This is a genomic window from Pseudomonas sp. CFBP 13727, assembly GCF_014841915.1.
GTDB lineage: Bacteria > Pseudomonadota > Gammaproteobacteria > Pseudomonadales > Pseudomonadaceae > Aquipseudomonas > Aquipseudomonas baltica.
Map to the genome: position 1 here is coordinate 149,845 of NZ_JACYUT010000004.1, position 23,851 is coordinate 173,695.

The 23,851-nt window shown below is 59.7% G+C and carries 20 protein-coding genes and 1 riboswitch; of the genes, 7 read left to right on the top strand and 13 right to left on the bottom strand.

The features are described from left to right. Window positions 1-34: 34 nt before the first annotated feature. The 5 genes from IFT76_RS13980 to ahcY form a co-directional block, all read right to left on the bottom strand. Window positions 35-1,915: a DEAD/DEAH box helicase gene (locus IFT76_RS13980; protein ID WP_192058913.1), complete on the bottom strand. Its 1,881-nt coding sequence runs from the start codon at window positions 1,913-1,915 to the stop codon at window positions 35-37. Between the two features lie 221 nt (window positions 1,916-2,136). Beyond that, window positions 2,137-2,967 (bottom strand): substrate-binding periplasmic protein, encoded by an 831-nt coding sequence (locus IFT76_RS13985; RefSeq protein WP_192058915.1) that lies wholly within the window; start codon window positions 2,965-2,967, stop codon window positions 2,137-2,139. 52 nt (window positions 2,968-3,019) lie between these two features. Next, the gene (locus IFT76_RS13990) at window positions 3,020-4,102 is read right to left on the bottom strand and encodes a hypothetical protein (protein ID WP_122480555.1); all 1,083 of its coding nucleotides are present in this window, start codon (window positions 4,100-4,102) and stop codon (window positions 3,020-3,022) included. A gap of 78 nt (window positions 4,103-4,180) precedes the next feature. Beyond that, on the bottom strand, window positions 4,181-5,026 hold the full coding sequence (metF, locus tag IFT76_RS13995; RefSeq protein ID WP_122480554.1) for a methylenetetrahydrofolate reductase [NAD(P)H]: 846 nt from the start codon (window positions 5,024-5,026) through the stop codon (window positions 4,181-4,183). Between the two features lie 69 nt (window positions 5,027-5,095). Continuing rightward, complete coding sequence (gene ahcY, locus IFT76_RS14000) at window positions 5,096-6,505, bottom strand: adenosylhomocysteinase (RefSeq protein ID WP_192058916.1); 1,410 nt, start codon at window positions 6,503-6,505, stop codon at window positions 5,096-5,098. Window positions 6,506-6,526: 21 nt separating this feature from the next. Further along, window positions 6,527-6,634, bottom strand: a riboswitch (S-adenosyl-L-homocysteine riboswitch). A 196-nt stretch (window positions 6,635-6,830) separates the two neighbouring features. Here ahcY and IFT76_RS14005 point away from each other — a divergent pair. The 3 genes from IFT76_RS14005 to IFT76_RS14015 all read left to right on the top strand — a co-directional run bounded on the left by IFT76_RS14005 (window position 6,831) and on the right by IFT76_RS14015 (window position 9,394). After that, window positions 6,831-7,226, top strand: a complete 396-nt coding sequence (locus IFT76_RS14005; RefSeq protein ID WP_122480552.1) for an acyl-CoA thioesterase — start codon at window positions 6,831-6,833, stop codon at window positions 7,224-7,226. 123 nt (window positions 7,227-7,349) lie between these two features. Further along, complete coding sequence (locus IFT76_RS14010) at window positions 7,350-8,570, top strand: putative DNA modification/repair radical SAM protein (RefSeq protein WP_192058918.1); 1,221 nt, start codon at window positions 7,350-7,352, stop codon at window positions 8,568-8,570. Further along, on the top strand, window positions 8,567-9,394 hold the full coding sequence (locus IFT76_RS14015) for a TIGR03915 family putative DNA repair protein (protein ID WP_192058920.1): 828 nt from the start codon (window positions 8,567-8,569) through the stop codon (window positions 9,392-9,394). The genes IFT76_RS14010 and IFT76_RS14015 overlap by 4 nt, the downstream gene beginning before the upstream one ends. 11 nt (window positions 9,395-9,405) lie before the next feature. Here IFT76_RS14015 and IFT76_RS14020 read toward each other — a convergent pair whose 3' ends face one another. After that, window positions 9,406-10,149, bottom strand: coding sequence for an NRDE family protein (locus IFT76_RS14020; protein ID WP_192058922.1), 744 nt, complete (start codon window positions 10,147-10,149; stop codon window positions 9,406-9,408). A 121-nt stretch (window positions 10,150-10,270) separates the two neighbouring features. Between IFT76_RS14020 and IFT76_RS14025 the strand changes: the two genes are divergently transcribed. Genes IFT76_RS14025 through IFT76_RS14035 form a run of 3 tightly spaced genes read left to right on the top strand, consistent with a single transcriptional unit; the run spans window position 10,271 to window position 12,903 of the window. After that, window positions 10,271-11,056 carry a sulfite exporter TauE/SafE family protein gene (locus IFT76_RS14025; protein WP_122480548.1) on the top strand — a complete coding sequence of 262 codons (786 nt, stop codon included), beginning with the start codon at window positions 10,271-10,273 and terminating at the stop codon, window positions 11,054-11,056. Between the two features lie 9 nt (window positions 11,057-11,065). Beyond that, on the top strand, window positions 11,066-11,878 hold the full coding sequence (lgt, locus tag IFT76_RS14030) for a prolipoprotein diacylglyceryl transferase (protein WP_192058924.1): 813 nt from the start codon (window positions 11,066-11,068) through the stop codon (window positions 11,876-11,878). Window positions 11,879-11,931: 53 nt separating this feature from the next. Then, a complete protein-coding gene (locus IFT76_RS14035) occupies window positions 11,932-12,903 on the top strand; it encodes a thymidylate synthase (RefSeq protein WP_185794890.1) in 972 nt (323 codons plus the stop codon). Window positions 12,904-13,023: 120 nt separating this feature from the next. Here the strand turns inward: IFT76_RS14035 and IFT76_RS14040 are convergent, their stop codons facing one another. The 7 genes from IFT76_RS14040 to cadR all read right to left on the bottom strand — a co-directional run bounded on the left by IFT76_RS14040 (window position 13,024) and on the right by cadR (window position 21,247). After that, complete coding sequence (locus IFT76_RS14040; protein ID WP_122480545.1) at window positions 13,024-15,132, bottom strand: TonB-dependent receptor; 2,109 nt, start codon at window positions 15,130-15,132, stop codon at window positions 13,024-13,026. Between the two features lie 22 nt (window positions 15,133-15,154). After that, window positions 15,155-16,345: an MFS transporter gene (locus IFT76_RS14045; protein WP_122480544.1), complete on the bottom strand. Its 1,191-nt coding sequence runs from the start codon at window positions 16,343-16,345 to the stop codon at window positions 15,155-15,157. After that, a complete protein-coding gene (locus tag IFT76_RS14050; RefSeq protein ID WP_192058926.1) occupies window positions 16,335-18,260 on the bottom strand; it encodes an IucA/IucC family protein in 1,926 nt (641 codons plus the stop codon). Before IFT76_RS14050 ends, IFT76_RS14045 begins: the two co-directional genes overlap by 11 nt. Before the next feature lie 287 nt (window positions 18,261-18,547). After that, window positions 18,548-19,024 carry a GNAT family N-acetyltransferase gene (locus IFT76_RS14055; RefSeq protein ID WP_192058928.1) on the bottom strand — a complete coding sequence of 159 codons (477 nt, stop codon included), beginning with the start codon at window positions 19,022-19,024 and terminating at the stop codon, window positions 18,548-18,550. A gap of 96 nt (window positions 19,025-19,120) precedes the next feature. Next, window positions 19,121-20,386, bottom strand: a complete 1,266-nt coding sequence (locus IFT76_RS14060; RefSeq protein ID WP_122480541.1) for a type II toxin-antitoxin system HipA family toxin — start codon at window positions 20,384-20,386, stop codon at window positions 19,121-19,123. Next, on the bottom strand, window positions 20,383-20,682 hold the full coding sequence (locus IFT76_RS14065) for a helix-turn-helix domain-containing protein (protein ID WP_090355550.1): 300 nt from the start codon (window positions 20,680-20,682) through the stop codon (window positions 20,383-20,385). The genes IFT76_RS14060 and IFT76_RS14065 overlap by 4 nt, the downstream gene beginning before the upstream one ends. A 115-nt stretch (window positions 20,683-20,797) precedes the next feature. After that, window positions 20,798-21,247 carry a Cd(II)/Pb(II)-responsive transcriptional regulator gene (gene cadR / locus IFT76_RS14070; RefSeq protein WP_192058930.1) on the bottom strand — a complete coding sequence of 150 codons (450 nt, stop codon included), beginning with the start codon at window positions 21,245-21,247 and terminating at the stop codon, window positions 20,798-20,800. A gap of 85 nt (window positions 21,248-21,332) precedes the next feature. On the opposite strand from cadR, the gene IFT76_RS14075 reads away from it, so the two are divergent. Next, window positions 21,333-23,573, top strand: coding sequence for a heavy metal translocating P-type ATPase (locus IFT76_RS14075; RefSeq protein WP_192058932.1), 2,241 nt, complete (start codon window positions 21,333-21,335; stop codon window positions 23,571-23,573). The last annotated feature ends 278 nt before the right edge of the window (window positions 23,574-23,851 follow it).

Here is a 23,851-nt window from a genome sequence, read left to right on the forward strand (position 1 = left end):
CTCCCACAGGGCGGCGGGCCTGCCTACCTCATGCTCAGCCTTCGCGGTTACGCGTCAGCAGCGCAGGCTTTTCACCCCGTGGCCGGCTTGGCAATTGCTCCAGCTGCTCGGCAGTCGGGAAACGATCGATCTTCGATTCCTTGTGCACGATCACCGGTTGGCTCGGGTTGCGCGAGTCAGCTACCACCGGTTCCTGGCGTGGTTGCTCGTCACGCGCCGGGCGGCGGTTGCGCGGATTGCTTTCGCGACGGGGCTGGCCGTCACGCGCGCCACCCCCGTTGCTGCGCGGGCCACGCTTGGCACCAGCGTTGTCACCGGTGCCAGCCGGACGCGCGGCACCGCCGCTGCGCGGCGCGCTACCGGCAGGACGACCCTGGCGAGGCGCGGCTGCAGGCGCGGCAGCACCGGCCGGAGCCGAAGCGCCCGGACGACGACCGCGGCCCTGGTTCTTGCCCTGATAGGGGCTGACGTAATCCGCACGGTTGCCGAAGTTGTCCACTTCGTCATCGAGGAATTCGTCCGGCGCACGGTTGGCGGAAGCAGTCGATTCTACGGCCGGGCGCGCAGCTTGGGGCTGGCGTGGCTTCTGGTCACGGGGTTGGCGTTCAGAACGCGCCCCGGCGGGCTTTTCCTTGCCTTTGTCCTTCCCTTTGTCCTTGCGTCCACCACCGGCATTGCTGCTGCCGTCGCCGCGTGGCGCGCGAGCGCCGCGGGCATTGTTGGCCTGAGGGCGTTCACGCACCTCGGGTTTTTCCGCTTCCACGGTGCTGGCATCGAACCCCATCAGATCACCGTCCGGGATCTTCTGCTTGGTCATGCGCTCGATGCTCTTGAGCAGCTTCTCTTCGTCCGGCGCGACCAGCGAGATCGCTTCGCCACTGCGACCGGCACGGCCAGTACGGCCAATGCGGTGCACGTAGTCTTCGTCGACGTTGGGCAGCTCGAAGTTGACCACGTGGGGCAACTGGTCGATGTCCAGGCCACGGGCAGCGATGTCGGTGGCAACCATGATGCGTACGGCGCCGGCCTTGAAGTCGGCCAGGGCCTTGGTGCGTGCGTTCTGGCTCTTGTTGCCGTGGATGGCCACAGCGCTCAGGCCATGCTTCTCCAGGTACTCGGCCAGGCGGTTGGCGCCGTGCTTGGTACGGGTGAACACCAGCACCTGCTCCCATGCGCCCTGAGTGATCAGGTGCGCCAGCAGCGAGCGCTTGTGGCTCGAGGCCAGGCGATAGACGCGCTGCTCGATGCGTTCGACCGTGGTATTGGGCGGCGTGACTTCGATGCGCTCGGGGTTGTGCAGCAGCTTGCCGGCGAGGTCGGTGATGTCCTTGGAGAACGTCGCCGAGAACAGCAGGTTCTGACGCTTGGACGGCAGGCGCGAGAGCACTTTCTTGACGTCGTGCACGAAGCCCATGTCGAGCATGCGGTCGGCTTCGTCGAGCACGAGGATTTCAACGTGGGACAGATCGACACTGCCCTGGCCACACAGGTCGAGCAGACGACCGGGGCAGGCCACCAGCACATCGACACCGCGGGACATGGCCTGAACCTGCGGGTTCATGCCGACACCGCCGAAGATACAGGCGCTGACGAATTTCAGGTCGCGGGCATAGGTCTTGAAGCTGTCGTGAACCTGGGCGGCGAGCTCGCGCGTCGGGGTCAGGACCAGCACGCGCGGTTGGCGCGGGCCATGACGTTGGGATTTGTCCGGGTGACCACCTGGGAACAGCCGTTCCAGAATCGGAAGGGCGAAACCGCCGGTCTTACCTGTACCTGTCTGAGCGGCAACCATCAGGTCGCGGCCTTGCAACACGGCGGGAATGGCCCGCTGTTGCACCGGTGTGGGCTGGGTGTAGCCCGCTGCCTCGATGGCGCGGACTAGAGCCTCGGAGAGACCGAGGGAAGCAAAGGACATGAGTAATCCTGTTCTAGTAGGGGCTTATGCCCGAGGGATAATCTTGCCTGGCGCGACGGGTGTGTGATGACACTGTCGCGTCCGGTCCTGCTGGGGTTGCAAAGGGGGCTTCACGAAGCGGTGCGCGGGCGCAAGCCCAGCTGGCAGGTGCTTCGAGAGGCCTTGGCAAGGCCGAGCGGCCGGACGTAAGCCTGGCACAAGGGCCGAGTATAACAGAGCAATCACATTGCGCTGCTTTCACGCTGCCCAGCGGTGCTCGCGGGCGGTTGCCGCAGTATCTGCGGCGCAGCGGAAGGTAGCGTTTTACCACTCATTGGCGCGTCGGCATAGCGTGCCAGCAACTGCGCGTAGGCCGGCTCCTGTTTGAATCGGCGCAGTTCCGCGGCGAAGCGCTGCACCAGCAGGTCCATCCCGGCGCCGCGGCGTACCGCCAGAAACTGCGGATTGCTGCCGATCTCCATGGGCAGCCGACTGACCCGCTGCTCCATGCCCAGACGCTTGACGGTGTATTCGCCCACCCGGCGGTCGGTGATCAGCAGGTCGATGCGTGCCTTGGCCAGCTTGCCGAAGTTGGCTTCCTGGCTGGGTCCGCTCTCGCGGATCACGCCAGGCGCCTGGGCGAACTCGTCACCGTAGTCGTACCCCGCCGTTATGCCCACGGTCAGCCCCTTGAGGTCGGCCATGCTCTGCACGGGGTGAGGGCGATCGTTGGCCTGGTAGAACACCCATTCCACCTCCGACAGCGGCTCCCTGGGATAGAACAGGCTGGCATCGCGTTCGTTGGTCTGGAAAATATCGAGGATGCCGTCGGCCTGGCCTTGATCGAGCATGGCCAGGCAGCGTTTCCACGGCAGGAATTGCCACTGCACTTGAATGCCCAGGCGCTCGAAGATCAGCGCCGTGATGTCGTAGTCGATTCCCTGCGCCTTACCGTTTTCCTCGAAGGCGTAGGGCGCCCATGAATCGGTGACGATGCGCAGCGTTTCGCCGTGGGCCTGCAGGCACCAGCAAAGGAGAAGCGCAGAGGGCAACGAGCGGAGGATGGCAACCATGGGCCGGAGATTACGACGGCTGGCTCCGCTTGAAAAGGTCTGCGCCGGGCTTTCAGGACTTTTGCCGGCTCGTCAGGTGCTGATAGATGGAGCTGCGGCGGCGGCCCAGCAGTAAACGAACGCCGGGATGCCCCAGCCACTGTTCCAGTTGCCGCGGCTGCAGCGGCGTGCGCATGCGCCGCTCGACGTTGTCCTGAGCCTTTTCCCACCAGACGGGCGCGCAGGCCTGATCGAACTCGTTGGCATGGGGATAGCAGCCATACAGCACTTCGCGCACGAACTGCCGCTGATGACCGGGCAGCAGCAGGGTCACGGCCTTGAACAGCAGGCGTTGCGCAGCGGGCGGACGCGGCAACTGGGCGGTGACCTGCCGGGTATCGTCCAGCGCAGCAGGATCGAGCGGCACGTTTTGGTGCTTGCGCAGCCACGCCATGACCTTGGCCCGGAACAGCTGCTTGCGGCTCCAGTAATGGTGGATCAGGTCGGTGCATTCACGCAGGGCGTAGTGCCGGTAGGCGGCGATGCCCAGGCAGAACTCCTCCAGGATGTAGGCACCCTGGGCCCGCGGGTACAGGTCGTCCATCAGCTCGATCGAGCGCTCGAGCAGGCAGGCATCGTCGGCATGCAGGCCGATCACCCCGGAGTTGATCAGGGGCATCTGGTCATCGGCCAGGCCGCGCGCCTGCAGTTCTTCGCTCAATGCGCTGTACAGCACGCTTTCCCGGCAGTCGCCATAGCGGATACCGATCGCGTTGCACAGCAGGCTCCCCGGCGCGATGCGCTCGAACAGCGCCAGCGGCGATTGATGGAAGAAGGTATCGGTGTCGATCAGCAGAGCGACTTCGGATTCGCGCAGCACTTCGAGCAGCGCCATGTGCTTGATGCGGAAGTGGTAACCGTGCGGTTGCATCCACGCCTCACGGGTGGCCGCGTCGAAATTGCGCACGCGTACCGGCAGGTCGCCGTAGGGCGCGGGGTCGTCGGTGAACACCTGGATATCGATGCGGTGACCGGGCGTTTCCCGTAGACGCGCCAGGGCGCTGCAGATGCTGAAGACGGCTTCCCGGTGATAGGTGTCGGCACCGAACACGAGGTAGACCAGTTGCGGGCGAGAAGAGCGGGTTTGAGTGACCATGGACCTGATTCTGATGCTGATGAACGACGAAAAAAGGCCCCGGCAATGTGCCGAGGCCCTGTGGCCGCCTGAGAAGACTCAGCTGCTGAGTTTCAGATTGTTCCATACGGCCAGGCTGGGTTCTGCCTGGTTAAGGGTATAGAAATGCAGGCCCGGTGCGCCGCCCTGCAACAAACGCTCACACATCTGCGTGATCACTTGCTCGCCGAACGCCTGGATGCTTTTCACGTCATCGCCGTAGGCTTCCAGCTGCTTGCGCACCCAGCGCGGGATTTCTGCGCCGCAGGCGTCGGAGAAACGCGCCAGCTTGCTGTAGTTGGTGATCGGCATGATGCCGGGCACGATCGGAATGTTCACGCCCAGCTTCTGCACGCGCTCGACGAAGTAGAAGTAGCTGTCGGCGTTGAAGAAGTACTGAGTGATTGCGCTGCTGGCGCCGGCATTGGCCTTGCGTGCGAAGTTGACCAGGTCATCTTCGAAGTTGCGCGCCTGCGGATGCATCTCCGGGTAGGCCGCCACTTCGATGTGGAAGTGGTCGCCGGTTTCGGCGCGAATGAACTCGACCAGGTCGTTGGCATGGCGCAGCTCGCCGCTGGACATGCCCATGCCCGAAGGCAGGTCGCCGCGCAGGGCAACGATGCGCTTGATGCCGGCCGCTTTGTACTGGTCAAGCAGACCACGCAGGTCCTGCTTGCTGTCGCCCACGCACGACAGGTGCGGAGCGGCGGGAACATTGACTTCGTTTTCCAGCTGCAGAACGGTATTCAGCGTACGGTCGCGGGTCGAACCGCCGGCGCCGTAGGTGCAGGAAAAGAAATCGGGTTTGTAGGCAGCCAACTGGCGGGCAACGCCCATCAGCTTTTCATGCCCGGCATCGGTCTTGGTCGGAAAGAACTCGAAGCTTAAGGGACGATCTTGAGACATGGCAGTTTCTCGGTAAACCCATCGAGCGGGCCAGGGTTGACTGGCCCGCCGTATCAACGGTGCAGAAGCTTAGTAGCGATAGGCTTCTGGCTTGAACGGACCTTCGACGGTGACGCCAATGTAGTCGGCCTGCTGCTGGGTCAGCTGGGTGACCACGCCGCCGAAGCCGCGGACCATTTCCAGGGCCACTTCCTCGTCGAGTTTCTTCGGCAGCACTTCGACGGTCAGGCGCGCAGCCTTGCCGTTGGCGTCCAGGTCGGCGTATTTCTGCTCGAACAGGAAGATCTGCGCCAGCACCTGGTTGGCGAACGAGCCGTCCATGATGCGGCTTGGGTGACCGGTGGCATTGCCCAGGTTAACCAGACGGCCTTCGGCCAGCAGGATCAGGTAGTCGTCGTTCTGCGCGTCGAAACTGCCGGCACCGGTGCGGTGGATCTTGTGCACCTGCGGCTTCACCTCTTCCCATGCCCAGTTCTTGCGCATGAAAGCGGTGTCGATTTCGTTGTCGAAGTGCCCGATGTTGCAAACCACGGCACGCTTCTTCAGCGCCTTGAGCATGTTGGCATCGCAGACGTTGACGTTACCGGTGGTGGTGACGATCAGGTCGATCTTGCCCAGCAGTGCCTTGTCGATGCTTGCTTCGGTGCCGTCGTTGATGCCGTCGACGAATGGCGAAACCAGCTCGTAGCCATCCATGCAGGCCTGCATGGCGCAGATCGGGTCGACTTCGGAAACCTTGACGATCATGCCTTCCTGACGCAGCGACTGGGCCGAGCCCTTGCCCACGTCACCGTAGCCGATCACCAGCGCCTGCTTGCCCGACAGCAGGTGGTCGGTGCCGCGCTTGATGGCGTCGTTGAGGCTGTGACGGCAGCCGTACTTGTTGTCGTTCTTGCTCTTGGTCACCGAGTCGTTGACGTTGATGGCCGGGATCTTCAGTTCGCCCTTGGCCAGCATGTCCAGCAGGCGGTGTACGCCAGTGGTGGTTTCTTCGGTCACGCCGTGGACCTTGTCCAGCATGGCCGGGTATTTCTTGTGCAGGATTTCGGTCAGGTCGCCGCCGTCGTCCAGGATCATGTTGGCATCCCATGGCTGGCCGTCCTTGAGGATGGTCTGCTCGATGCACCACTCGTATTCTTCCTCGGTTTCACCTTTCCAGGCGAACACCGGGATACCAGCGGCAGCGATGGCTGCAGCGGCCTGGTCCTGGGTGGAGAAGATGTTGCACGAGGACCAGCGCACTTCGGCACCCAGGGCGACCAGGGTCTCGATCAGCACGGCGGTCTGGATGGTCATGTGGATGCAACCCAGGATCTTCGCACCCTGGAGCGGCAGCTGGCCGGCATATTTGCGGCGCAGGCCCATCAGTGCGGGCATTTCCGACTCGGCAATGATGGTTTCGCGACGGCCCCAGGCAGCCAGGGAGATGTCGGCGACTTTGAAATCGGAAAAACCAGCAGGCGTAAGTACAGCGCTCATTAAGAGCCTCCATTCGTAAGGTTCGAATGGGCGCCGTTGTGTGCGTTTGGCGTCCCCAGGCAAGGCCTGAAGGGACAACGCCCCATCCGAGCCTGACAGGTCCAGCCTGCTGCAGCGCCCCTCGGACGGGTGGCGGGAACGGCCGGGAGTGAAAAAGGCCGTTGGGTGAATCGGTGGCGATTATATAGCGATGTGCCCAGCTGCCAAAGTATTTCTGACGATCAGCGCCGGATCGATAATGGTATTCATAGGCAAAGCTCAATGGAGCCGGGCGCCGCGGTCTGCCATGATTCGAGCCACTTAGGTGAAGAACAGAGGAGCAAGCATGAATTTTCATACGCGCAAATGGGTAAAACCCGAAGACCTCAACCCCAACGGCACTTTGTTCGGTGGCAGCCTGCTGCGCTGGATCGACGAGGAAGCGGCCATCTACGCCATCGTCCAGTTGGGCAATCAGCGCGTGGTGACCAAGTACATCTCCGAGATCAACTTCGTCAGCGCTTCGCGCCAGGGCGACATCATCGAGCTGGGCATCACCGCCACCGAATTCGGGCGTACTTCCATCACCCTGACCTGCGAAGTGCGCAACAAGATCACCCGCAAGAGCATCCTCACCGTGGACAAGCTGGTATTCGTCAACCTCGGCGAAGATGGCCTGCCAGCGCCTCACGGACGCAGCGAAATCCGCTACATCAAGGATCAGTTCGACACCGTCGGCTGAGCCCTTGGGGGTTACCGAAGGTCGGGGCCCAGGCCGCGTATTGCCTAGCTTCTGGCCGACCGGTGGCGTTGCTAGCAGCCCGGTATTTCTGTACTGTACATAAAAACAGTATCGGGAAATTTCATGCAATTGATCGATAAGCTCAGCATCCTCGCCGACGCCGCCAAGTACGATGCCTCGTGCGCTAGCAGCGGTGCGCCCAAGCGCAGCTCGGAAGGCAAGGGCGGGCTGGGCTCGACCAATGGCATGGGCATCTGCCACAGCTACACGCCGGACGGCCGCTGTGTATCGCTGCTCAAGATCCTGTTGACCAACTTCTGCCTGTTCGACTGCCAGTATTGCGTCAACCGCCGCTCCAGTGACGTGCCGCGGGCGCGCTTCACGCCTGAGGAAGTGGTACGCCTGACGGTGGATTTCTATCGCCGCAACTGCATCAGCGGGCTGTTCCTGAGCTCCGGCATCATTCGCTCGGCCGACTACACCATGGAGCAGTTGATTCGCGTTGCACGCCTGCTGCGCGAGGAGCATCAGTTTCGCGGTTACATCCACCTCAAGATCATTCCCGAAGCGGACCCGGCGCTGATCGCCGAGGCCGGTCGCTATGCCGATCGCTTGAGCGTGAACATCGAGCTGCCCACCGATGCCAGCCTGCAGACCCTGGCCCCGGAAAAGGACGTGGCTTCGATCAAGAAAGCCATGAGCACCATCTACACCGGTCAGCAGACCGTGCTCAACGAGCCGCGTGCGCCGCGTTTCACACCGGCCGGGCAGAGCACGCAGATGATCGTCGGTGCCGACCAGACCGATGACAGCACCATCCTGCACAGCGCCGAGTCGCTGTACGGCAACTTCGGCCTGAAGCGGGTCTACTATTCAGCGTTCAGCCCCATTCCCAACAGCCCCAAGAGCGTGCCGCTGGCAGCACCGCCGCTGATGCGCGAGCACCGCCTCTACCAAGCCGACTTCCTGCTGCGCAGCTATGGCTACAAGGCGGACGAATTGCTGTCCGGTCCGGGCGACCTGGCGCTGGACATCGACCCGAAACTGGCCTGGGCCCTGGAAAACCGAAGCGTTTTCCCATTGGACCTGAACCGTGCCGAACCCGCGCTGATCGCGCGCATACCCGGTATTGGCCTGCGTACCACCAAGCGCCTGGTGGAGCTACGCCGGCAGCGACGGATTCGCTATGAAGACCTGACTCGCCTGCGCTGCGTGCTGGCCAAGGCGAAGCCGTTCTTCATCACCAGCGATTACCACCCACAGCAGGCCGAGATTTCCACCCTGTTGCTGCGCGACCAGCTGCGTGATCGCCCGCAACCCCAGCAGTTGGGGCTGTGGGGATGATATGCCTGGATTGCGACGACCTGTTCGCGACCTGGCGGCAACAGGCGCGCTGGCTGCTCAGCCATCAGATCGATCCGAGTCATGTGGGCTGGAACACCGTAGCGGACCTGTTCGCCACGGACGAGCACTACCCGGCGGAAGTCGGGCCATTCCAGGCGCGCATTCCCCTAGCCCTCATCGAGCTTCTGGAAAGCGCAGCGCAGTACCGCGGCGAGCAACGCTGGAGCCTGTTGTACGAAGTGCTCTGGCGCGTCAGTCACGGCGATCGCACGGCCATGCTGGCGGGTGATCGCCTGGGCAGTGAACTGCACCGGCGCATCAAGCAGGTGCGACGCGAAAGCCACCATCTGCATGCCTTCCTGCGTTTCGTCGAGCTGCCGGCGGCGGCCGAGGGGCCACCGGGCCCCGAGTACGTGGCTTGGCATGAACCGGCCCACGATATTCTGGCTATCGCCAGCGAGCATTTCATCGGCCGCATGGGGCGCAGTCGCTGGCTGATCGCAACGCCGCAGGACGGGGTCTATTACGACGGCGTGCAGTTGATCCACGAACGGCAGTGCCCGCTGGAATGGCAACAGCTGGCGCAGCAGGCGCACGACCCGCAAGGCGAGCTGTGGCTGACCTATTACAGCCACATCTTCAATCCTGCGCGCCTGAACCCCAAGGTCATGCAGGGCCACCTGCCCACCCGCTTCTGGAAGAATCTGCCTGAAGGGGCATTGATTCCTGGCCTGATCAGCGATGCCCGCACCGGTAAGCAGCGCGATGGCCAGGCCAGCGACATCGGCAAGCGCCAGGGCAAACGCATCGGCCGTTCGGTTTAGCGCACAACTGGCTAGACCGATTGCAGATGCACTTCGCCCAGTGCGCTGCCCAGTGGGCCGAAGCTGCGCTCGATCATTTCCCGACGACCTGCGGCATCGACGATGACCACGGTGCTGGCCCGCGTCCCGTAGCTGGCGCCGGTAATGAATACGCTCGACAGCAACCGCTCGGTGGCCAGGCCCACGCCGGTGTCGGGCAATGCATGCTCGGGCGCCTGGGCCGGGTCGGCCAGCATGTCCAGCAGCGCATGGGGCTGGCTGCCCAATGCCTCTAGCCCCTGACGCGCCTTCACCAGCTTGGGCCATGGCGTATCGAGCCCGGCATTGGACAATCCATAGGTGCCCGCCGACAGATACTGCGGGGTGCCCGCGGCCGAATGCAGGTAGCACAGGCGCTGGCCATCGCCGAGCAGCAGATTGAATCCGGCATACTCGTCCAGGCGGTCCATGACACGCTGCAGGTAATCGTCGATCGACTCCGTGCCGGTGAGAAAGCCTGCGACCAGATCACCTCTGGAGCGCCGAGCGGGCGGCTGGCCAGGTCGGCGGATATTGGTCAGGGCGGCGATGCGCTGCTCGGGCCCGATGCCCAGCCAGGTACCGCCGGCTTCCAGATCCCGCCCGGCGTGAACGCCAGGGTGTTCCCGCCACGGGGACAGGGGCGCCGTGGGCCGTGCGTGGAATTCGTCACGGTTGCCCGCCAGCACCAGCGGGTGGGCATCACCGGGCTGCCAGGTGAAAACGATCAGGCACATACGTGGAAATCCTTGTAGTTTGGCTTCACTCTACCGATCCCCGGCGCGCCTATCCATCGCTGCAAGGTGGAGCGTGGGGCACCGGTTCCGGTACCATGCCGAACTGTTTACGGGGGCAACCATGGAATTCGCGCTGTATCTACTGCTCGGTGCCTGCGCTGGCGTGCTGGCCGGCCTGTTCGGCGTGGGCGGCGGTATCATCATCGTGCCAGTGCTGGTGTTCAGCTTCACCTTGCAGGGCTTCGATGCCTCGGTACTGACGCACCTGGCGGTGGGCACCTCGCTGGCCACTATCGTGTTCACCTCGATCAATGCCATTCGTGCCCACCACCGGATGAAAGCGGTGCAGTGGCCAGTGGTCGGCTGGATGACCCTGGGTATCGTGGTAGGCGCAGGCATCGGCGCGTTCACCGCGTCGCTGATCCAGGGCCCGCACCTGCAGAAAATCATCGGCGTGTTCGCCGTGTTGGTGTCCGTGCAGATGGCACTGGACTTCAAGCCCAAGGCCACCCGCCAGGTACCCGGCAAACTGGGTCTGGGCGTGGCCGGCACGGTGATCGGTTGGGCTTCGGCCATATTCGGTATCGGTGGCGGCTCGTTGACCGTGCCGTTCCTGACCTGGCGCAGCGTGTCCATGCAGCAGGCCGTCGCGACGTCCTCGGCGGTCGGCCTGCCGATCGCCCTGTTCAGCGCGACAAGTTTCATGGTGCTGGGCTGGCACGAGCCGGGCCTGCCAGCGCATAGTTTCGGATTCGTCTACCTGCCGGCCTTGGCGGGCATCGCCATCACCAGCATGTTTTTCGCCAAATACGGGGCACGCCTGGCGCACAAGTTATCGCCACGTGTGCTCAAACGCCTGTTCGCCGCGCTGCTGTTCAGCGTCGGCATGAGTTTTTTGCTTAGCTGAGGAATCGCAATGCTGCCTTACCCGCAGATCGACCCGGTGGCCCTGGCCATCGGACCGCTGAAAATCCACTGGTACGGCTTGATGTACCTGGTGGGCATTGGTGGCGCCTGGTTGCTGGCTTCGCGCCGGCTCAACGGTTTCGACCCGACCTGGACCAAGGAAAAGCTCTCGGACCTGGTGTTCTGGTGCGCAATGGGGGTGATCGTCGGCGGCCGCCTCGGCTACGTGCTGTTCTACGACCTGGAGCAATACATCGCCAACCCTACTTTGATATTCGAGGTGTGGAAGGGCGGCATGTCGTTCCATGGCGGGCTGCTGGGCGTGATGCTGGCGACCTGGTGGTTCGGCAGGAAGAACGACAAATCGTTCTTCCAACTGATGGACTTCATCGCGCCGCTGGTGCCGATCGGGCTGGGCGCCGGGCGTATCGGCAACTTCATCAACGCCGAGCTGTGGGGCAAGGCCACCGACGTACCATGGGCGATGATCTTTCCGCCTTTCAGCGATCCGGCGCAGTTGCCCCGTCACCCCTCGCAGCTCTATCAGTTTGCCCTGGAAGGCGTCGCGCTGTTCATCATTCTCTGGCTGTTCTCGCGCAAACCGCGGCCGACCATGGCGGTATCGGGCATGTTCGCGCTGTTCTACGGAATCTTCCGTTTCATCGTCGAATTCGTCCGTGTGCCCGATGCGCAGCTGGGCTACCTGGCGTGGGGCTGGCTGACCATGGGACAAGTGCTGTGTCTGCCGATGATCCTGGGCGGCCTGGGGTTGATCTGGTGGGCCTATCACCGCGTGCCGGCAGCTCCGCGCCCGGCCGTTTGATTCTTTTTGCCTGGGCGTGACTGCGGTTGCGCCCTGAACGATGCAGGTAAGTCATGAAGCAATATCTGGAACTGGTCGCCCACGTCATCAAGAACGGCACCTTGCAAAGCAACCGCACCGGCGTGCGCACCATCAGTTTCCCGGGTGCCATGCTGCGGTTCGACCTGCAGGAAGGCTTTCCAGCGATCACTACCCGGCGGCTGGCGTTCAAGTCGGCCATCGGCGAAATGGTCGGTTTTCTGCGCGGGGTCAACAATGCCGCCGAATTCCGCGCCCTTGGCTGCAAGGTCTGGGACCAGAACGCCAACGAGAACGCTCAATGGCTGGCCAACCCGTTCCGCCAGGGTGAAGACGACCTGGGCGAGATCTATGGCGTGCAGTGGCGCCAGTGGCCGGCTTACAAGCGCATCGCCCTGAGCAACCCAGCGGCGATCGAACTGGCCACCAGCCAGGGATATCTGCAGATTGCCCAGGCCGAAGAAAACGGCGAAGGCTTTGTGGTGCTGTACAAGGCCATCGACCAGATTCGCCAATGCGTCGACACCATCATCAAGGACCCCGGCAGCCGGCGAATCCTGTTCCACGGCTGGAACTGCGCCCAGCTCGATGAAATGGCGCTGCCGCCATGCCACTTGCTGTACCAGTTCCACCCCAACCCGGAAACCCGCGAGATCTCGCTGACGTTGTACATCCGCTCCAATGACCTGGGCCTGGGCACGCCGTTCAACCTCACCGAAGGCGCCGCGCTGCTGTCCCTGGTCGGTCGCCTGACAGGCTATACGCCACGCTGGTTCACCTACTTCATCGGCGACGCCCATGTGTACGAAAACCATCTGGACATGCTCAACGAGCAGATGAAACGCGAGCCGCTACCGGCCCCCAAGCTGGTGATCTCCGACCGCGTGCCCGAGTTCGCCAAGACTGGCGTGTACCAACCGGAGTGGCTGGAGCTGATCGAACCCAGCGACTTTACCTTGGAAGGGTACGAACACCACGCACCACTGACTGCACCGATGGCGGTGTGATCGGTCTCCACTGAAGGCGAGAACCCCCCTGGAATCGGTCTGGCGGCGGGCAAGACTTGGCTGCAGGAGGCGTGACGTACCGCAGCAATTTCGGCGTTCGCGACAAGTCAGGTCCCAACCCTACCAATCGGCCGAATAGGCCAGGCTCAGCGTTCGCCCTTGCGCATTTGCATAAGGCGCGGTGGCATTGGCTTGGGTAAGCAGCGTCTGGTATTTCGTGTTAGTCGCGTTGTAAACGCCTGCTTCCAGACGGCCGACCGGGAGTGCAACGCCGCCTATCAGATCCATCGTCAGATAGCCCTTGGTTCTGCGACCGTTGTGGTCTCGCGCAGCGGCGCCATAGCTGCTGAGTCGCATGGCTTGGGCGCGCAGGTCGTAGGTGCTTGATTGATAGCTGACATACGCGGTGGTTTTGGGCGGTGCAATCCGGGTAGCGGGAAGGTCCAGCCACTTACCTCGCTGGTATGTCTCGCCTTTTGTCCAGGCGTAGGTGCCGCCCGCTCTCCATTGTTCGTTGAGTGAGTGGTCAACACTCATTTCAAAGCCTCGCACACGTTCACGTTGGTTGATCAGCCGCAGTACGCGTGCTTGGGCATCGTAGAACTGCGTAACATCCGATGTGTTCTGATAAGCGCTTACGCGGCCTTGCCAGTTGCTCCAATCACCTCGCCAGCCCAGCTCGTAGCTATCGACCTTTATGGCTTGGGCGTTGAGAGTTTGGATATCGAAGCTGCTGGTGACGTCCCGCATGAAACGCTGAATATCAGGCAAAGAGAATCCCTGACTGAAATTCGTAAAAACGTTCTGTTGATCAGTGAGCTGATACACCATACCCAGATTGTAGAGCGTGGCGTTGTAATCAAGCGTGTCCCCGGGGAGTACAGCGCGCTGGCCGGTTTGAACGATCTCGCCATAGGCAATGCTGTCCGCTATCTCGCTATTGATCCGCTCGTGTCTAACGCCCCCTCGAAGCGTCCAGTCGCCCCAATACCATGCGGACTGGGCAAATAGCGCGCGTGTCTGAGTAGTCAAGTCAGGCCCCAATTCGTAACGAATTCCAGTTTTTCGATAGGTCAGCCCATCCACCAGGTAGTGGTCGCCACGTTGACGTGCGTGTTCGTTGCTATAGTCCGCACCCCACACAAGATCTCCGCTACTGGCGCCGATGCCGGGAAGCTCGGTTTCCACTGCCGCGCGAAGGCCGTATACATTCTGCGTGCTGGTGGTGCTGGCAACGCCGGCGTGTCCGCGTTTGCGGTCGGGGAAAAAACGCGCATCGGCCTTACGCCAATAGGTTTCGAGTTGCACTGTCTGGCCGTAAAAGTCCCCCTCTCTGTAGTTCAGATTGATCGCTTGATTATGCGTGTAAGGCTGTTCCTTCAGATACAGCCCCTTCACAGCTACTGGACGGGTCTTGTTTCGAGGGTCTTTGGTGTAGTCAGTGTCCTGACGGTCCTTATAGTCCTGCAGAGACAGGGTCAGATTACGGTCTTCCCCCAAAGCAAGTCCCCACCGGGTCTGCAGGTCATAGGTTTGAGTGTCCATGCTGCTACCCTGCGACGTGTCTTGAGGTATACGCGCGTGGCTTGCATCGTATTGATCGTTGCGCTGAATGAGATTGCCAGAGCCATACCAGTCCAGCGGACCGTGCCGGCCAGTTGCGCTCTGGAAGAATTCATAGGCGAGCCCTCCACGATGTAGGGTATCGGGAGATGTCAGTCCGATTTTACTGTGCAGCAATAAATCGGCATCAGAGTTGCGTTTGGTGATGATATTGATGATGCCACCTGACGCACCTGCGCCGTAGATACTGGTCGCTCCAGATATGACTTCGATACGCTCTATGCTGTTGGGAGCAATACTGTTCAGCTGTCGGAAATTGTCTCTAGTAGCATTCTGGGAAACCCCGTCAATCAAGACCAACATGTTCCTTCCCCGAAGCGTTTGGCCAAAATTGCTCATGCCACCGCTAGAAGGCGAAAGGCTGGGTACAAGCTGACCAAGCACATCCGAAAGGCGGCGACCGGTGCCTGCCTGTTGTCTGATCTGGTACTCATCGATCACTTGGATCGAGCCTGGAATCGAAGCGATGCTCGCCTGTGTTCTGGTGGCTGAGACCACACTGGCGTCAAGACTCAGGAAGGCCTCTTTTTCCATTTCACTGGCGCGCGAGTCCGTGCACAGAGTCAGTATCGTCAAAAGCCAGACAGGTCTAATCGTGTAGGGCATACAAAGTCCTTTTAGTTGGAAACTAGGAGATACTGCGTGGCGCGCCAGTCCTTTTGCGCATGAGCCGAATGGCTATGGCCGCTGCAACATAGGTTGCAGCCACGATCCAAAAACTTTGAGCGAGGGGCATCCATGCCAGCGTTGAAGCGCCCAAGGCGATGCCCAACAGCGACCCTGCCTTGGCTGCACTATTACCAAGCGCCATCACGAATCCACGCTGGGTTGAATCGATTGTCTGAGCAATAATTGCGTAAGTGACAGGCAGCAAAGCTCCTTGCCATACGCCCCAAACCAAACGTGTTATCAAGAAACTTAGCCAACCTTGTGCGAATATTGTTATTGCCATAGTAAGTGCACAGAGCCATGCGATACCTTCGATCAGCCTGAGCGTCTGGCTATGTGAATGATGATCAAACAGTTTCCCCCATAATGGCGCGGAGACTGCAAGGGTTGCTGCGCTTGCGGCATAAGTAATTCCAATAAGCCACCCAGGTGCATTCAGTACCTCCAGTACATAAAGTGAGTAGAAAGGCTGAGAGATTACTTTAGCCGCTTGCAAAAAAAACATGACTGATAACAACCCAGCAAGCCACTTTCTATCGAGCCTGATCACAGGCCCTCGTTGGCGGTACCTATAAGCCTGCGGGCGATGGTTGGTCAAGAACGCGCCGCCTATTGCACAGGCTAGGCAAACGTATGCAGCTACACTGCAAATGTGTTTGAAGTCATATTTGTCAATCAACCATCCGCCTACGACTGGACCAACCAAAGAACCGATTGCAGTTGCTGATTGAAGTAAAGCCAATGTTTTGGCTTTGTTAAACTCGTGACAACAACACAAAGCATAGGCCTGTGCGGCTACCAAGAACCCTGCAAGTCCGCCTTGGATGCTACGAGTTATGACCAAAGTTGTCGGGTCTGAGATAAATGCCACTGCGCCTTGGAATATGCTCAGCGCAAGAAGTGCGCGCAAGATCATCGCTTTGTGCCCGACCCGGTCTCCGTAGCGAGCCCATAGCGGGCTCAGCAGCATTGCCGCTACCAAGGGGCCTGCATATACTCCCATTGTGAAGAATGCCAAGTGTTCCTGAGATGCTGGACCTAGAAGAGCTTTTATATGCAAAGGCCAGAAAGGGCCACTCATTTCCAAAGCACCCATCGACAGTGCCTGGATCGCAACGAGGAGAAAAATCGCTTTATGGTCAGCGTGCATTGCTGTGCGTGCGCAGTGGATTGGGTATCCTTTCAACAATATCTTTCGAACTTTCTTCCAGCCGCATGCGCAGAAATGCTTTTGCAGGCCAGTCCTCAAAAAGGATAGCCTGGCGCTCTGCTTCCCAGCGTTGAGCGTCTACTTTTGACCTGAATTGGTAGAACACAGATTCTATTTCCTTAGTCAGGGCATTCCACAGCACAGCATGGGGAATACGCCACTGCCGTGCGCAGAGCAGAGAGAGTTCCCCAATGTGGCACATCAGGGTCGTGTGAATGAATTTGTCTCTCACATGGTTAGAATCATCGAACAGTGTCATGTGAGGGTCATGCAGTTGAATATTCAAAGCATGTTTATTGAATGCCTGACGATCTATTCGGATGTCACCAAAGTCGCGGATCAGGAGCTTGCTGGGCTGTTGGCCGGTGCCTAATATCACGAAGCTGTTCTGTTGGTGTGCCTCAAACGCGACACCGAAAATCAGATAGAATCCCAGAAGCCCAGGGAGTGCCATTGAAATGTATTCTTTGTAGAATTTCAAAGCGGCGTCAGGCTCATTGGAGTTGTAGCGTAACTCAATCCACTGTTCCAATAACGGCCTGCCAGACGCGTCCATTGCAAATAGGCTGCCCACCGGGATCGCCAGTTCGCCGTCATCAACCAGATCTGCAGGATTGTCTCTGAATATGGCTGCTATATGCCGCGCGCGATCGTCATCCGATTGTGCTGGTTCATATTGGATGCCCACGCGCTCTGGAATGATCTTCAGGTAGTGGATAAGGGTCGGCTCAATTTCGTGCATTTCTTGTAATAGTCTGCTTGCTCGTGGTCCCATCCGTACAGAGCGGGGTGAGATTGTTCTCTGCACACTGGTCAGCCTTAGCGAGACTGGAAGTTTTACTAATGGGGCTTTCCTCCTGCCATCTGGTATTACGGTTCTGAATGACATCGTTGGATGGCCCGTAAACGCTGTCACATCGGTAATCACCAGCATATGCTGACGAATTTCATCAGGAAATAAATTCGGGAGTTCCGTAGTCGCTTGCCAGGGGTGAACCGGAATGGGCGTGTAATCATCGGGCTTTAGTTTAAGTTTTATAAGGGCTTGCTTCCACTCTTCAGCCGCTTTTGGAAAACGTTGTTGCCACCACTTTGTATGGCTCTCAACAGGATCCATTGACTCTATGTAACACACGTCAGTGCGCAACGCAGCCAGCATCACCGGAAGTCTAGCTTCGAACTCTGGGGAAAAGTCGATGATCTGAGAGATGTCCAAACCCAGCTTGGTTTTGTAATTTGGATGCCAAGGATGTCCGAGGGTACCCCATTGCTCCAGTAAGGCTGTAGGATTCGAGTTTTGAGGATTTGAGTGGAGCCAGTCCAGCGTGTTTCTATAGCCATCATGCTTGGCGATATTGCTAAGTTGTGATGCCCAACGGCGTTGGAATGCTATGCACAAAATATCATTCGCAAAGCTATCGTTGATTTCGGACTCAATCCTTGCGAAGGTGCAGTTACTGTTATGCACCGTAAGATGATCGTATATTAGTTCCAGAAGATCGGAGGGTAGTTCGACAGGTTTTACCACGCCTTGTACGTTTTCGACCGAAACCTTCCCTGTTATCGTCCAGCTCCCCATGGGCCCTGACTTGAGTGAGTCAAAGCGTATACGACCACGCCCTGAGATAGCCAAGCATGTGGTTCCATCCGCACAGGCACTAAGCGCTGAAGAATCCAGAAGTTTTTCCCGAAACATCGCCTGGATCAAGCGTTGGCAAGAATGTTCCAAGGCGATGGGCGCCGCATTTACTAGATCACTGAGACCTATACCTCGACGTTTAAAAGCTTCCGTATCTAAGGCTTTTATCCAGCGGGATAGAACGGCTTGTTGCGTTCCGATTCGAGCCGACGTCATGGGCACCCTCACATCCTTGAAATGAAGATCAAAGCGTATAGCGTAAAGCAACTCGATAAAACGTAATGATTCCTATTATCACGTAAGGCATTTCCGAAACCTATGCTTTAGGATGCCTTGCGCCATTTCCTTCACAAACGCAGGTTTTTCGTCGGATTAGGTGATGAATGGATAGAGTTGCGTGTCTTCGCAAGGGTCTTTACGGTTTTCAAGACGGGGCGGCGAGCTTTCTGGTCAGGTAACAACATCGAAGTCTGGCATATGCCAGCCCTACAGACTTTCCGACCTTACTCCTTCGACATTTTCATGAAGATATTCATCCCCCCAACGTCAGTCTCGATCTGCTCCCAGCCAAGCCGCCCGTAGTACGCCGACTTTTCCTCGACAGCACATAGATAGACCCGCTCGACACCCTCAGCTTTCGCTTTCTGCATTCCGGCTGTGAGTAATGCCGCCCCGACGCCCTCATTGCGGCTCTCGGCCTCCACCCACAGCGCCGCCAGCCAGGGCGAATACTGCACTCGTTCATCCATGTCCGAAACGATCAGCGATACCGTGCCCATGAACCGCTCACCTGCATGAGCGACCAAAGTGGTGGGAATGGGCTTGGAACGCAGGCTGTCTTCCAGAAGCGTCAGCACATCTTCCAAGGTGTGGCCGTCTTCCTTCCACCAGGCTTGCCACAGCCGCTCGCCCACGATGGCAAGAAAACCAGGTTCAGTGCGCAGATCTGATATTTGAAAGGGGGTTGCGGTGCGATTCATGACAGGTTCTTTTTGTTGGACATGTGCAACGAACCTATAGGCAGGCTTTGCAATAGCGAAACCAGGATTGTTTCAAAACCTTGCTCGCTGATTCAGTTAAGAGATCCGAAAGTCCGCATGCAGCTGTTGCCAATGTTGGCGCAGGATCGCTTGCTGGTTTGGCTTCATGACGCTGGCCGCTAGGGCCTCAGGCCACAGCGTTCGTGCTGCGTCCAGTGTTTCTCGTAGATGAACGAGCACGGGTCGCCAAGGTATTCCAGAGGTCTCGGCCCATCGTTTGAAGTGTTCGAGCGAGACGTCATACCAGGCTTTGGTATCGGCCATGTTCAACGCAAACTGGCTCTCGCCGGGAATAAATACCTTGGTCGCGACGATGTCGTAAGCCGGGGACAGTTCTGCGCTGAAAGTGTCCGGATAGATCAGGCTCCAGTTCTTCAGATGCGCGTCGCCGTTGGCCAGGAGCACATTGACCAGCAAACGCACAGCCATTTGCGTGACATCCCGTTGGCCATGGCGGGTCTGGGTGTAGAGCAATTTGGCGATCTGTTCATAACGGCCGCTGCGGTATTTATCGTGTGCGTAGGCGTAAAGCACCTGGGCGAAGTCTTCTGAATGAACGCGCTGACCTCCAGCAAGCCGATCATAACGACGAATGCCATAGGCCCATTGCTCGTCGGGTAGGTTGATTGCGGGCAGGCTGTCGATCATGTCCATGCCGACCAGGCGTATTTCAGGAATGTCGACGCCTGCCAGTTGTGCCAGTTTCATGCAGGTGTATTCGTTGAGCGGCACGAATGGATGAACGGTGGAAGGCGTCTTGATGATCCAGTCTCCCGGCGCCGTGGGGTCTGCGGTTATGTAACGACCATCCCGGTCGTGCATGGAGAATTTCATCTGTACGCCGGCCAGCGAGAAATGCGAGCGATGGTCGGGTGTGTCGATGGATACTGGAGTGATCTTGCCGTGGTTGCCCAGCGCATAGGCGGGTATGTGTTCGGCAGATACGGGAGTGGCGACCAATGCACCCGGCAAGTCCTGACCGAGCCAGCTCAACAAGGGAAATTCGCTGTCTGGATGCACTTTCATGGCTTGCGCAACCAGGCCACGCAGCGCGCCTTCCGGAAGTAGATTGCTCAACACCGGGTGCAGCCGGTGATGGGTGATGTAGGGGTGTTTGTTTGCCAGTTGACGCCTGAATATGCCCGGATTGAGGTGAGATAAGGTCAGCGTGCGGCGGTGTGGATCATCGATGTAATCCGGCGCCAAGGTAAGTACATTCTTGCCATTCGAATGGCCGGTGACATAACCGACTAGTTGCGAATGCAGCGTCAGCTTCAAGGCCGCTACGGTTTCGATACTCATGGCAGATCGTCCCAAGGATTTTCCGGATAGTTATCCACAGGGCGATCGTCCTCGAAGTACACCGGTGCGCCTGCCAGGATCTTTTCGATCAGCTTGAGTTGATCCTTGGGTACCAGGACCATGCTGGCGTCCAGGCCTTCGGCAATCAGGTCGAGGGTGTTGAGGCGCGGGTTGCCGTCTTTCTCGATTTTTCCGTATTGCTGGCGGGTGAGGCCTGTGCGCAAGGGCATGTCCTGGATCTGAAGGCCCAGTTGTTGGCGACGGTTGCGGATCTGTTGCAGAAGTGTGGTTAACATAGGCTGATTATGAGCCTGATATGGTTCATGTCAAATGTAATGAGCCATATATTATTCATATTTCTTGGGCGATTCGAATACCAGGGTGTATCTGCTGAACCGCGACGTATTTTTTTCAATGCCCGTGACTGCGGCCCACATGTGAGTGCTCAGCATCGGGGACGGTGACGGCGCCGCTGACTTCCAAACGCTGGAGAATCGCGCAGTGCTCCTCGGCGGTACCGCCATGGCATTTCTGGCGCAGAGCAACGAGCTGCTCCTGCAAGGCTACCAGGCCGTCTATGCGTGCCTTGACGTGATGAATGTGCTCGTCGATCAGGTCGTTGACGCTCTGGCATTGATCTTGAGGACTGTCGCGCAGGGTCAGGAGGTTGCGAATTTCATCCAAGGTCATGTCGAGGATGCGGCAATTGCGTATGAAGGTGAGTCGCTCTACATGGGCCTGGGTGTAGAGGCGGTAGTTGCCATCGCTGCGGGCCGGCAGGGGCAATAGGTGTTCGCGTTCGTAGTAGCGGATAGTTTCGACCTGGCAGTCGGTGATTTTCGCCAGTTCTCCGATTTTCATGCTGATGACCTGCAAATAGGTGCTTGACCCTATAGTGGCTACAGGGTGTTCACTTGGCAACTTGCACTTCAGGGAATTGCGACCAATGAGCCACCCCACCTCCGGCCATGCCCACGATCATAAGCACGAGCACGAGCACGAGCACGAGCACAGCCCTGCACCCGCCAGCCATTGCTGCGCAGGCAAGGCAACGGCGCCCTCGACCGTCCAGCTCGCGCCCGGGGACAGCGAGGATGCACGGTTGAGCCAGTTCCGCATCGAAGCCATGGACTGTCCGACCGAGCAGACATTGATCCAGAACAAGCTGGCCAAGTTGGCTGGTGTGCAGCAGTTGGATTTCAATCTGATCAACCGCGTGCTTGGCGTGCGCCATTCGCTGCCCGATACCCAGGCGATCGAGAGCGCCATCAAATCGTTGGGCATGCATGCCGAACCCATCAACGGAGACGAGCCTGCCGCCAGTGCGCTGCCGACGCCGCGCAAGCCCTGGTGGCCGCTGGCGCTGTCAGGCGTGACGGCGGTCGCGGCCGAAGTGGTCCATTTCACCCAGGCGGCGCCGACTTGGGTCGTGGCATTGCTGGCGCTGGTATCGATCGCCAGTTGTGGCCTGACCACGTACAGCAAGGGCTGGATCGCGCTGAAGAACGGCAACCTCAATATCAACGCGTTGATGAGCATCGCGGTGACCGGTGCGGTGCTGATCGGCCAGTGGCCGGAAGCGGCGATGGTGATGTTCCTGTTCACCGTGGCCGAATTGATCGAGGCCAAATCCCTGGATCGGGCCCGCAATGCGATTGGCGGTCTGATGCGCCTCACGCCGGACACGGCCACCGTGCGCCAGGCCGATGGCCAATGGCTGGAACAGGACGTCAAGACCGTCGCTCTGGAGGCCATCGTGCGCGTGCGTCCAGGGGAACGCATCGGTCTTGATGGTGAAGTGATTTCCGGTCAATCCAGCATCGATCAGGCGCCCATTACCGGCGAAAGCCTGCCGGTGGAGAAGGGCGTGGGCGACAAGGTGTTCGCCGGCACCATCAATCAGGCCGGCTCGCTGGAGTTTCAGGTCACTGCCGCGGCTGGCCAGTCGACACTGGCGCGTATCATCCATGCGGTCGAGCAGGCGCAGGGCGCGCGGGCACCCACTCAGCGCTTTGTGGATAACTTTTCACGGATCTATACGCCGGTAGTGTTTGCCCTGGCTCTGTTGATCGCTGTGGTACCGCCGCTGGTAGGTTTCGGCGCCTGGTTCGACTGGATCTACCGTGCGCTGGTACTGCTGGTGGTCGCCTGTCCCTGCGCGCTGGTCATTTCTACCCCGGTTACCATCGTCAGTGCGCTGGCTGCGGCTGCGCGCAAAGGCATCCTGGTCAAGGGGGGCGTGTACCTGGAAGGTGGTCACAAACTGGACTATCTGGCGCTGGACAAGACCGGCACGCTCACCCATGGCAAGCCGGTGCAGACCGATTACGCGCTGCTCGATTCCGCCTTCGAAGGCCGGGCACAGGCGATTGCCCAGGCGTTGGCGGGACGTTCGGACCATCCTGTGTCGCGAGCGATTGCTGCTGACGCAAGTGGGGCGGCCCTGGCCTTGGACAACTTTGAGGCCTTGCCTGGGCGAGGCATCAAGGGCCAGGTGGAAGGGCAGACCTATCACCTGGGCAACCATCGCTTGGTGGAAGAGCTGGGTCAGTGCTCCCCGGCGCTGGAAGCGCAACTCGATCAGCTGGAGCGCGAAGGTAAATCGGTCGTGGTATTGCTGGGCCCGCAGGGGCCGGTGGCGTTGTTCGCGGTGGCCGATACGGTGAAGCAGACCAGCCGCGAGGCCATTGCCCAGTTGCATGCGTTGGGCATAAAGACCGTGATGCTGACCGGAGACAACCCGCACACCGCCAAGGCGATTGCCGCCCAAGTGGGTATCGATCAGGCCATTGGCGATCTGTTGCCTGCCGACAAGCTCAAGGCTGTGGAGCAGCTGTACGCCCAAGGACATCGGGTTGGCATGGTCGGTGACGGCATCAACGATGCACCGGCGCTGGCGCGGGCCGAAATCGGTTTCGCCATGGCGGCAGCGGGCACCGACACTGCGATCGAAACCGCCGATGTCGCCTTGATGGACGATGATCTGCGCAAGATACCGGCGTTCATTCGGCTGTCGAGGCAGACCCGCGCCGTGTTACTGCAGAACATCGTACTGGCCCTGGCGATCAAGGCAGTGTTTCTGCTGATGACCGTGGCCGGTATGGCAACGCTGTGGATGGCAGTGTTTGCCGACATGGGCGTAAGCCTGTTGGTGGTGTTCAACGGGCTGCGGTTACTGCGCAAGTGACGTTGCACCCGTGACTGCGCGGCGCTCTTTTCGCGGCCACTGGCCGCTCCTACAAGGTTCGTGGCACTGCGGATCTCAGCGTAGGAGCGGTCATCGGCCGCGAAAGGCCCCCCCGATGCATCTGACATACCGCGGCGCTCTTTTCGCGGCCACCGGCCGCTCCTACGGGGTTCGTGGCACTGCGGATCTCACCGTAGGAGCGGTCATCGGCAGCGAAAGGCCCCCCCGATGCATCTGACATACCGCGGCGCTCTTTTCGCGGCCACTGGCCGCTCCTA